The organism is Actinophytocola sp., assembly GCF_036002505.1.
In the GTDB taxonomy this organism is placed as follows: Bacteria; Actinomycetota; Actinomycetes; order Mycobacteriales; family Pseudonocardiaceae; genus DASYTH01.
On the sequence record NZ_DASYTH010000434.1, the window covers coordinates 1 to 10,628 of the forward strand.

The 10,628-nt window shown below is 70.3% G+C and carries 11 protein-coding genes; all 11 read right to left on the reverse strand.

Annotated features, from left to right (window positions below; genetic code table 11):
• On the reverse strand, positions 1-750 hold a 750-nt coding region (locus VGR06_RS38895), incomplete at its 3' end, for a diacylglycerol/lipid kinase family protein (protein WP_327564242.1).
• Positions 751-767: 17 nt separating this feature from the next.
• The gene (locus VGR06_RS38900) at positions 768-1,994 is read right to left on the reverse strand and encodes a beta-ketoacyl-[acyl-carrier-protein] synthase family protein (RefSeq protein ID WP_327564243.1); all 1,227 of its coding nucleotides are present in this window, start codon (positions 1,992-1,994) and stop codon (positions 768-770) included.
• Positions 1,991-2,230 carry an acyl carrier protein gene (locus tag VGR06_RS38905; RefSeq protein WP_327564244.1) on the reverse strand — a complete coding sequence of 80 codons (240 nt, stop codon included), beginning with the start codon at positions 2,228-2,230 and terminating at the stop codon, positions 1,991-1,993. Before VGR06_RS38905 ends, VGR06_RS38900 begins: the two co-directional genes overlap by 4 nt.
• Positions 2,231-2,329: 99 nt before the next feature.
• Positions 2,330-3,316, reverse strand: a complete 987-nt coding sequence (locus VGR06_RS38910) for a beta-ketoacyl-ACP synthase III (RefSeq protein ID WP_327564251.1) — start codon at positions 3,314-3,316, stop codon at positions 2,330-2,332.
• Positions 3,317-3,410: 94 nt separating this feature from the next.
• A complete protein-coding gene (locus tag VGR06_RS38915; RefSeq protein WP_327564252.1) occupies positions 3,411-4,343 on the reverse strand; it encodes a VlmB-like protein in 933 nt (310 codons plus the stop codon).
• A 235-nt stretch (positions 4,344-4,578) separates the two neighbouring features.
• Complete coding sequence (locus VGR06_RS38920; RefSeq protein WP_327564245.1) at positions 4,579-5,112, reverse strand: flavin reductase family protein; 534 nt, start codon at positions 5,110-5,112, stop codon at positions 4,579-4,581.
• Entirely contained in the window at positions 5,109-5,669 is a 561-nt protein-coding gene (locus tag VGR06_RS38925) for a hypothetical protein (RefSeq protein WP_327564246.1), read from the reverse strand. The genes VGR06_RS38920 and VGR06_RS38925 overlap by 4 nt, the downstream gene beginning before the upstream one ends.
• A complete protein-coding gene (locus VGR06_RS38930; RefSeq protein WP_327564247.1) occupies positions 5,669-6,157 on the reverse strand; it encodes a type II toxin-antitoxin system RatA family toxin in 489 nt (162 codons plus the stop codon). The genes VGR06_RS38925 and VGR06_RS38930 overlap by 1 nt, the downstream gene beginning before the upstream one ends.
• Complete coding sequence (locus VGR06_RS38935) at positions 6,154-7,395, reverse strand: aspartate aminotransferase family protein (RefSeq protein ID WP_327564248.1); 1,242 nt, start codon at positions 7,393-7,395, stop codon at positions 6,154-6,156. The genes VGR06_RS38930 and VGR06_RS38935 overlap by 4 nt, the downstream gene beginning before the upstream one ends.
• Positions 7,395-8,531, reverse strand: coding sequence for an acyl-CoA dehydrogenase family protein (locus VGR06_RS38940; protein WP_327564249.1), 1,137 nt, complete (start codon positions 8,529-8,531; stop codon positions 7,395-7,397). Before VGR06_RS38940 ends, VGR06_RS38935 begins: the two co-directional genes overlap by 1 nt.
• Before the next feature lie 9 nt (positions 8,532-8,540).
• Positions 8,541-10,214 (reverse strand): aldehyde dehydrogenase family protein, encoded by a 1,674-nt coding sequence (locus VGR06_RS38945; RefSeq protein ID WP_327564250.1) that lies wholly within the window; start codon positions 10,212-10,214, stop codon positions 8,541-8,543.
• Positions 10,215-10,628: the final 414 nt, after the last annotated feature.

Sequence of the window (10,628 nt, forward strand, 5' to 3'; positions counted from 1 at the left end):
ATAGATCACGCCTGACCTGGTCACATGCTCCCCGGTCCGGGCAAGCGACAACATCTCCGCCGGTGAGTGCTCGCCGCCGATCACACAAACGTCGAGCAGGCCGTCGTCCACCACCGAATGCGGCAGGACCAGGAACTGCCCGCCGCGGTAGCGGCTTCCGCCAGCGTTGGCCAGCATCGTGGGTCCTCTGTGGACCTCAATTCCGTCGACGACGACCCGGCCGGGGTAAGGCTCATAGCTCCCGGCGAGATCCTTGAGCGCCTTCTCGTACCGAGCCGGCCCGGTCACATGCCTGAGACCCTCGGCGGCATGCACGGCCTGCGGAGGGAATCCGGTAGCCGCACCGGCCAGAACCAGGTTCCCGTTCTCCGCCAGCAAGGCGAGATCCAGCCGCCGCACGTGCGCACCCGGGTCGGTCAGCGCCGCGTCGAGAGCCTCAGGCCAGCCGACGGTGCCCCAGAACGACCGGTAGCAGGAATTCGACGTCCCACCCGGAACGATGAACATCGCCGTAGGCCCGGGATTCCCGGCCAGCCCGTGCACCATTTCCCGAACGGTGCCATCACCGCCGACGGCGACCACCAGCACCTCGCCGTACGAGGTGGACGATGCGGCGGCGAGCTTGGTGGCATGCCCGGGCTCGGCGGTCCAGTACACCGTCACGTCGCGGATTCGCTGACGGCACAACAGTTCCAGCTCGTCGACCAGGTCGTCCGTGATCGTCCCCGCCGCCGGGTTCGCAATGATCACTACCCGCCGAAACATCGTCACGCCGCCGCCAGCACCAACACGGCGTTCTGCCCGCCGAACCCGAACGAGTTGCTCACCGCCACGGACATCCGCTCCTCTCGCACCCCTCCCGCAACCACGTCCAAGTCGATGTCCGGATCCTGGCGCTCCAGGTTCGCCGTCGGCGGAACCCGCTCCTCCTCAAGGGAAAGCACGGTACAAGCCGCCTCGATCGCCCCCGCCGCCCCCAGAGCGTGACCGGTCACCCCCTTCACCGACGTGACGCTGGGCCGGTGCGGAAAAACCCGCCGCAGCGCCCGCCCCTCGGTAATGTCGTTGAGCGGCGTCGCCGTCCCATGCGCGTTCACGTGATCGACGTCCACCGCCCCGATCCCCGCGTCCAGCAACGCCATCCGAATCGCCTGCTCCACCCCGTCCCCGGTCGGATCCGGCGCCGTCGCATGATGCGCGTCCGCCGACGCCCCATACCCGACGAGCCGGGCCCGGACCCGCGCCCGCCGCGCCCGGGCATGCTCCATCCGCTCCAGGATCAGCACCCCCGCCCCCTCCGCCGCCACGAACCCGTCCCGATCCCCGTCGAACGGCCGCGACGCGCCCGCCGGATCCGCCACCCGCCCCGACAATGCGCCCATCCGCGTGAACCCGGCCACGACCGGCCGCGTCAGCCCCGCCTCCGCCCCGCCCGCGATCACGATGTCGCACCGCCCGGCCCGCAACAACTCCCGTGCCGTCCCGATGGCCGTCGTCGCCGACGCACACGCCGTCGTGGTGACCAGGTTCGGCCCCTGCGCCCCGCAGTCGATCGCGATGTACCCCGCCACCATGTTGATCCCCATCATCGGAATCAGCATGGGCGAAACGCCCTTCGTCCCCTCCCGCAACATCGCGCTGTGCTGCTCCTCGAACGTCCGTACCCCACCCAACGCGTTCCCCATCACCACACCGACCCGCGTGCTGTCCCACTCCCTCGGGTCCAGCCCCGAGTCCAGGATCGCCTCCCGCGCGGCGACGAGTGCCAAGTGGACGTACCGGTCCAGCCGCCAGGCGGTCCGCCGCCCCAGCAACTCGTCCGCGTCGAACCCCGGGACCCGGCAGGAAAAGTCCACCGGCATCCCCTCGAGCTCGGGATCCACCGCCGCCGTCGGTACGCCCCCGAGAATTCCCCGCCAGCTCTCCAGCACACCGATCCCGGCCGGGGTCACCAGCCCCAACCCGGTCACCGCGACGTCGCCGCCAGGCGTCATCCGACCCTCGCCAGCTTGTTCCCGATCAACCGCGCCGCCTGCGCGACCGTCACCTGAGGAGTGACGTCCTCCTCGCCGAACGGCACGCCGAACTCCTTCTCCGCCACCATGGCGAACTCCACCAGCGCCAGCGAGTCCAGATCGAGCTCGTCGAACGTCGCGTCGGGTCGTAACTCCTCGGCGGTCACTCCGAAACGCGCGGTGAGCAACGCGGCGAGACGTTCGAGAACGTTCATGGCTTTCTCCTGTGTCTAATTAGAGGAGGCTTCTGCACAACGAAGTTCGTCGGTGCCCGGCCTGCGTGGTCGATGACCGGTTGCTGTGCATGACCCTCCTTACAGAGCGTCGATGTCCGGCCAGCGCAGCAGCGTCGATCCCCAGGTGAGCCCGCCGCCGAACGCGCCGAGCAGCACCCGGTGCCCCACCCGCAGGTCCCGGTCCTCGTTCGCGGCGGCCAGCGCGATCGGGATGGACGCGGCCGCGGTGTTGCCCACCAGGTCGATGTTCCGCACGAACTTGCTGCGCGGCTGCCCGAGCTGATCCGCGACCCCGTACAGGATCCGCGCGTTCGCCTGGTGGTAGACGAACTTGTCCACGTCCCGCAACCGCATGGCCGCCTTGTCCAGCACCGCTTCCGCGGACTTGGCCATGTGCGTGATCGCCCGCAGGAACACCTTCTGCCCCTGCATGGCGAAATGGCTGTTCCGGTCCGCCACGGTGATCAGGTCCGCACCCTCGCCGTCACTGCCCAGGTCGAACGGTCCGATGGCGCCCAGCTCATGCGGCTCCCCGGCGCGCAGCACCACCGCGCCCGCGCCGTCCCCGAAGATCGCCGCGGAGGTGCGGCAGTTCGGATCCAGGATCGTGGAGAACGTGTCCGCGCCGATCAGCAGCACCCGCTCGGCCATCCCACCGGTGATCAGCCCGGCGGCGGTGCCGAGCCCGTAAAGGAACCCGGTGCACACCGCGTTCAGGTCGAACGCCGCCGCACCGCCAACCCCGATCCGCGACGCCACCTCGGGCGCAGTGGCCGGGCACGGCCGGTCCGGCGTGGTGGTGGCCAGGATGACGAAGTCGACGCTCTCCACGTTCGCCGACTTCAGCGCGCGCTGCCCGGCCTCCACCGCCAGATCCGACGTAGTCACACCCGGCTCGACGATGCGCCGCTGCCGGATGCCGGTCCGGGTCCGGATCCACTCGTCGGACGTGTCCAGCCGCGCGGCGATCTCTGCGTTGTCCACCACCCGCGGCGGCAGCCACGAACCGAGTCCACACAGGACCGCCGCCCGCTCCTGGTTGTGGCCGAACGACGAACGTCGCACCAGCGCGGAAACCGTCGCGTTTCTCACGACATCACCTCGCAGGCTCGGTGATGTCGCTCAGGCACTGCGTCGATTGGTTCGCTCGCAAGCTCGCTCATAGTGCCTCCCCGAGGCCCATGTACCTCAACCGGATCTCCTTCAGCTCGGCCGACCAGCGCTCGGCCGTGCCCAACCGCTCGGCCGGCGTGGTGTCGAGCAGCCGGCGGCCCGGCCAGATCTCGTAGCCACCGACGACGTCCGCGTGCCGCTCCAACCCCTGCTGGAACAGCTCCTCACGCCGCAGCACCATGTCGTGCACCGGCAACTCGGCCCACATCCGCATGCCGCGCCGGATCAGCGCCAGGGTTTCGTCCCGGCGCTCGGGATGCTCGGCCAGATACCGCTTCGCGACCGCTGCGCCGACGGTGAGGTGGCGGATCTCGTCGATGCCCGCGCTGGTGTCGATGTCCGCGGCGGCCGGGTTCAGCGGCCGCCACTTCCGCTCGGAGAGCTCCGCGGCCGGGGCCAGGGCACCCTCCAGGATCACGGTCATCACCACCACGCCACCGAGGAAGTCGGCCCGGTCGCGCATGATCTCCAGCCCGAACTCCTCGAGCGGCTCCAGGACCTCGCGGATCTCCTTGCCGGCAAAAGAATCGATGGCGTCCCGCACGCCGTCCGCCGGCACTCCGAGGGTCACCAGGTGGTTGCGGAACATCATGCCGTGCCGCGCCTCGTCGAGCACCTGGGTCGCGTAGAACTCCATGGTGTCCGTGTCCGGCGCCAGTGGGACCAGATAGGACAGTGCCCGCGCCGCCTTCTCCTCGGCCACCGCGCGGAACGCGTACTCTCGCGTGATCGCGTCGTACAGCGGACCGGGCCGCCGCATGAACTCTGGGATCTCGGCATCCGGTGCGTGCCCGTCGATCCGCCCGGCGACCACGCCAGGCAAGGCCCGCAGCCAGTACCGCAGGTTGCAGTCGTGCGCGGTCAACTCAAGATGCATCGCACCGTCCAGCAAACCGGGCGCGGTCTCCCAGTCGGCCACAGCGTCCAACAGGCTCGCTCCGCTCGCATGAGCGCGCCTTGACGTGGTGTCTTCCTTCCTGCGCCGCTCGGTCGCCGGTGTTGATACCGACCCCCTGACGGGGCCCACCCCCTCCTCCTCGCTCCCTGCGCTGCTCGTCAGTCCAGACACCACCGGCCCGCTCACAGCTCCCCCTCGCAGGCTCGGTCGAGCCGCTCGCGGTCGCCCTGTGACATTGATTCGCTCGCAAGCTCGCTCACGCCAGGTCCCCGATCGCCCCGGCGTGCAACTGGCCGGCGTAGTACAGCAACGGCTTCCCGGTGCCGGTCTTCGCCGCGGTCACCCCGGCCAGGATCAGCTGGTGATCACCGGCCGGCACCAGCCGGCGGAACTGGCACCACAGCCAGCACACCGCACGGTCCAGCAAGGGGACCGCGGCGCCGAAACCGGGTGTCCAGGCCACGCCGGCGAACTGCGCCGGGCCGACCCCTCGGGTGGGACTGGCGAAGTGCCGGGCCAGCCCGGACTGCCCCGAGGACAGCAGGTTCACCGCGAAGATCCGCTCCCGGATCACCAGGTCGGCCAGCCCGCCCGCGGTGGGCAGGCACACCGACACCAGCGGCGGCCGCCGGGACACCACGCCGAACGCACTCACCGTCGCGGCGTGCACCTGCGCGCCCGAGCCCAGGGTGAGCACCGGCACCCCGGTGGCGAACCGGAGCCCCGCCTGCCAGAAAGCGTCCACATCGGACTCGCTGGGCAGGGCGCCGGTGATCAGCGAAGCGGTCATGGCACTGTGTCCAGTTGGCTCGCTCCGCTCGCATGAGCAGGCCTTGGACGCGATGCCTTCCCTCGTCGCTGCTCGGTCGCTGCGCGACCTGCGCGCTCCTCAGTCCAGGCATCGCCGGCCTGCTCGATTGACCCCTCCATCATGACGAACGCCGGGTGGGGCACCGGCTCGAACTGGACGGCGAACGGCTTGAGGAAGTTGCCGAACAGGGCCCGGTCGCCGAACAGGTGGATGGGAATGGCCAGCAGCGCCCACTCCCAGCCGATCAGCCACGCCCACAACCCGGCGACCAGAGCCTGCGTCACCAGGCTGTGCATCGTGTTGTACAGCACGTAGTAGACCTTGCCGATCCGCTTGGACGCGCTGCGGTGGTAGGCGATCGCGCCCGGCAGGTAGCCGATCAGGTCGATGTACACGAACAGACCCACCGCCGCCAGCCACCGCACCTGGCCTAGGTGCATCACGAACAGCGCCACCGCGACCACGAGCCCGACCAGGTACTCCAGCCGGATCAACCGGTAGGTGGTCCGCGTCTCGAACCGGTTCGCCGCGTCCATCAGGCCGTCCTCAGCGCCAGGTCGGTGAGCGCCTCGCCGCCGCGCAGCACCGTGATCTCCCCGAACAGCCCGGAAAGCACCGAGCAGATGACCCGCTTGATCACCCGTTCGGCGATCGGGTCCATGATCCCGGCGAGGCTGTCGATGCCGAAGTCGTAGGAAACCTCGAACCGCACCTCGCACCCGCCGCGCACCGGGGTGAGCTGCCAGTGGCCGCGGAACTCGGTGAAGTCCCCGGCCGCCTGGTCGAACTCGATGCGCAGCCGGTCCGGATCGACCGTCTCCCACTCGGTCCAGCGCAGCACGCCGCGCCGGAAGCTCACCTCCCACTCGGTGTCCCGCGGCAGGTCCGGCGCCGGCGCGGGGTGCACCCGTACCGCACGCACATCCTCGGCCAGCATGGGAAACAGCTGGAAGTCGCTGACCCGCTGGAAGTCCCGGTGCGGGTCCTCGGTGGGGTACCGGACGATCAGCTCCGCGGTCCTCATCGGACACTCCGGGCGGCTCGTTCCAGGGCCTGCACGAGGAAGTCGACGTCCTCGTGGTCGAGCACCGCCGGCGGGGTCAACCGCAGCACCCGCGCGGAGTTCAGCGAGTGGTTGGCGATCACCCCGGCGTCCATCAGCTCCAGCAGCAGGTCGCCGGCCAGCCCCTCGACGGTGAGCTCGACCCCGATCAGCATGCCCAGCCCGCGCACCTCGGCCACCGCGTCCCCGAGCACGTCACGCAGCACGGATTCGACCTCCTCCCGCAGCAGCTCACCCAGCCACCGCGCGCGCCACACCAGGTTCTCCTCCCGGATCACGTCGATCACCGCGACGGCCGCGGCCATGCCCAGCGGGCTGCCGGAGAACGTCGAGGTGTGCAGGAACGGATCCCGGTCGAACGGGGCGAACGCCGCCTCGGTGGCGATCATCGCGGACACCGGCAGCACGCCGCCGCCGAGCGCCTTGCCGGCCAGCAGCACGTCCGGCACGACCGCCGCACGCTCCGCGCCCCACCACCAGCCGAGCCGGCCGAGCCCGGTCTGGATCTCGTCCAGCACCAGGAACGCGCCGTGCTCCCGGCACAGCAGCGCCACCTCGGCCAGGTAGCCGAACGGCGGGATGATCACGCCGGCCTCGCCCTGCACCGGCTCGACGATCACGCAGGCGTCACCATCCGATTGGGACAGTGCGGCCTTGAGCGCCTCCGCGTCGCCGAACGGCACGTGGGTCACGTCCGGCAGCAGCGGCCGGAACGGGTCCTGGAACACCGGCTTCGCGGTGACGCTGAGCGCGCCGAGCGTCTTGCCGTGGTAGCCGTTCTCCATCGAGATCAGCCGGCGCTTCCCGTTGGCCCGGGCCAGCTTCAGCGCCGCCTCCACGGCTTCCGCGCCACCGCAGGCGAAATGCACTCGGTTCAGCCCGGCCGGCGTGGTCGCCACCAGTGCCTCGGCGGCCTCCGCGGCCCGCGGCTCGATCAGCAGCCGGGTGGCCACCGGGTTCGTGTCGAGCTGCCGGCGTACCGCGTCCACCACGTGCGGGTGCCGGGCGCCGGTGATGAACACCCCGTAGCCGCCGCAGTTGAGCAGCCGCCGGCCGGCGCTGGTGGTCACCCAGGCGCCCGCCGAGGACTCCTCGACGTCCGCGCCGAACAGCTCACCGAGCGCGGCCCGTCCCTTCGACAGAAACCGCCGGTACCGGTCGAGTGTGCCGGCCGCCATGGTGTCCACTGTGCCGTGCATCAGCTCACCACGATGGGGTAGCCGGCGTAGTAGTCGACCAGTCCTCCAGCCATGCTCGAGCGCGACGGCGGGTGGAACGCGATCGCGTGTGCGGCGGCGGCCAGGTACGCCACATCCGAGGAGCCGATGTAGGCGATGCCGCCGAGCAGCTCCACCGCCTGGCTGGTCGCCGCGGACACCGCGTCCTGCACGGCGAACCGGGTCACCAGCGCGGTGGCCAGCGTGTCGTTGTCGGTCTCGCCGTCCATCACCCGGCGGGCCAGGCCCTCGGTGAGCGCGGCCGCGCTCTCGATCCGCACGGCGAGCCCGGCCCGCTCGGTGACGCTGCCCCGGCCGCCCTCCAGCACCCGCTCCACCAGGGCGCTCGCCACCCCGGTGTAGGCGGCGCACACGGTCATCTGGAACCAGATCAGGCCGACCGTGGTCAGCTTTTCCATCTGTACGGCGAACTCCGGGTCGGGCTGGATGATGTGCTCGGGGGTGACCAGCACGTCGGTCAGCCGCACCTCCTGCGACTCCGCGCCGGCCAGCGCGAACGTGGACCAGAACGGGTGGATGGACACGCCGGGCGTGCGGGCCGGCAGCATCAGCAGGCCCATCGCGGTGCTGCCGTCGGCCATCGGCAGCCCGACGCTGGCGGTGAGCAGGTCCATGGACCGGGCCAGGCTGCACGGCTTCTTCGACCCGTTGATCAGGTAGCCGCCGTCCACCGGCCGCGCGGTCATGCCCGGCGTGAAGATTCCCTGTCCCGGCCTGCCTTCGGCGAACCCGGACGCCACCAGCATCCGGTCCTCGACCACCCGGCGCAGCAGGATTTCCTCCAGCCCGGAGTCCTTGACGGTCTCGGCCACCGCGAACAGCGTGCCCAGCGAGAAGTGGTGCATCATCGTCGCCACGGTCATGGACGGCGCCACCGCCCCGAGCGCGCGCACCACCCGGGCCGCGTCCAGGGCGCTCGCGTCCAGGCCGCCGTAGACCGCGGGCACCATCAGGTTCGTGCCGCCGTGCGCGCGGAAGATCTCGATCGCCGGGCTGTCCTCGGTTTCCAGCTCCGCCAACGGAATGTCGGCGAGCGTCGAGCGAAGCCCGGGCAGCAGCTTGTCGCAGAGGTTGCGGTCGGCTTCCATGAACTGCATGTCGACTCCTCAGTCGTGCCTTGACGTCTGGTCAGCGGTCATCGCGCGGTAGGCGCCGAGGACCGCGTCGCGCGGCCGGATCCCGCCGGCCAGCGACACGCCCTGCAGATGTGAGCTGCGGAGCATCGGGTAGTTGGCTTCGCCGAACGCACCACCGGTGAGCCCGGTCCCGCCGTGCGTCGGCAGGTAGGGCAGGAAACCGATGTGCGAGTCGTTGACCTTCAGCAGGCCGCCGTTGACGACCCGCGCGGTGACGTGCTCGATCACCGCCTCGTCCTTGGCCCACAACGAGTTCCGCAGGCCGTACCGGTTGCTGTTGACATGGTTGAGGAACGCCTCGAGGAGCTCGGCTTCCGGCGCGGGCTCCGGCACGATCACCGGCAGCAGCGGGAAGAACGTCTCGGTGCGAACCGCCTCGATGTCCCGTGCGGTTCGCAGACCGTCCACCCGCAACACGGTCGGCTCCAGAAAGAGCCCGGTGTCCGAGGGGGAGCCGTCCACCTCCAGCCGCCGCCCGCCGTGCACCAGCGTGGCGCCCTTGTCCAGCGCGTCGCGGAGGTAGCCGAAGAACCGCTCGCTGCGCAGCACGGGCGAGAGCAGCACGCCCTCGTCCTCCGGGTAGCCCGGCCGGATCGCGGCCGCCGCAACGGAAAGCCGCTCGAGCAGCTCGCCGGCGACGGCCGGGTGGGCGAGCACCTGGCCCGGCACCATGCAGATCTGGCCGGAGCCGTAGAAGCACTCGGTGAGCGCCTCCGTGGCGAGCTCCAGGTCGGCGTCCCGCCACACCACCACGCAGTCGTTGCCGGCCAGCTCCAGGATCGGCTTCTTGCCGCGCGCCACGCAGTCCCGTTCGAAGGCCAGGCCCCGCTCGACGTCGCCGGTGTAGAGGATGTCGTTGACCAGCGGGCTGTCCAGCCACGCGGCGAGCGTCGGCCCGGGGCGGGCGCAGAACGCGTTCAGCACCCCCGCCGGCGCGCCGAGCTCGTCGAGCACCGGCACGACCAGCTCCCGCAGCGCCCACAGCACCCCCAGCGGGGCGCTGCGCGGAGCCCGGACCACGACGGCGTTTCCGGCCAGCAGCGCGGTGATCCCGAACAGGGCGCTGGCCGCCGGCGCGTTCTGCGGCGGGTGCACGCACACCACGCCGTCCGGCACCCGGCGAACGATCAGCCGCCGCGCGCCGTACGCGAACTCGTGGTGCAGCTGGCTTCCGCACCATGCCAGGGTTTCCGGGCTGAACAGCTCCATCAGCCCGGCGACCTGCCATTGCGCGAGCGCCCGGGGGCTGCCCTCGGCCACCATCAGGTCGACCAGCTCGGCGTGCCGCGCGTGCAGCCGGTCCCGGATGCCCGCGCCCAGGCGCATCCGGGTTTCCAGCGGCACCGCCGCCCACTCTGGGGCTGCGGCGGCGGCCGCGTCCAGCGCCGCCAGCACCGTTTCTCCGTTTGCCACCGCGCACCGGCCCACCACGTCGCGGGTCGCGGCCGAACCGCCGTTTTCCAAGCAGCGCTTGGTGTTCAGCGCGGTGAACACGTCCTCGAGCAGCGCCCGGGTGGTGACGGTGTACAGATATTGCCCGGAGTCGATATCCCGGCCACCGACATAGGACAGATAGGTGGGGACGGAACCGACCGCGCCGGCGAATGTCTCCGCCCGCGTCTGTCCGGCCAGGTTCAGCGTCACGCCCACGTCCTTCTCTCGCTCCAACAGGATCGCGCGGGTTCGCGAAATCCCACGCTGAATTCGAGTCTGACAAAAGCCTTTGACGAGTCGCTGACACCCACCTCGGACCCAAGTCGAGGACCTGTGCAAAATGGTTCGCTCGCAAGCTCGCTCAACCCATCACCTCGCAAGCTCGGTGCTGGAGACCCCGTCGCCTCGTCCCTCGGCGGCGGGGCAGTGCTCAATGGTTCGCTCGCAAGCTCGCTCACGGGCGCTGACACGGGCCTCGAAAACAACTTGAGAAATTGGCCGAGGGTTCTGCGCACGTAACTGGTCAGGTGTCTGGCGGCGTGGCTAGTTGATCTCTGCTGGGTTTCGTGGATCATGGTTTGGTGTCTGCCGGTCGTCGTCCGTCCTATGAGGAACTTGCTGCGG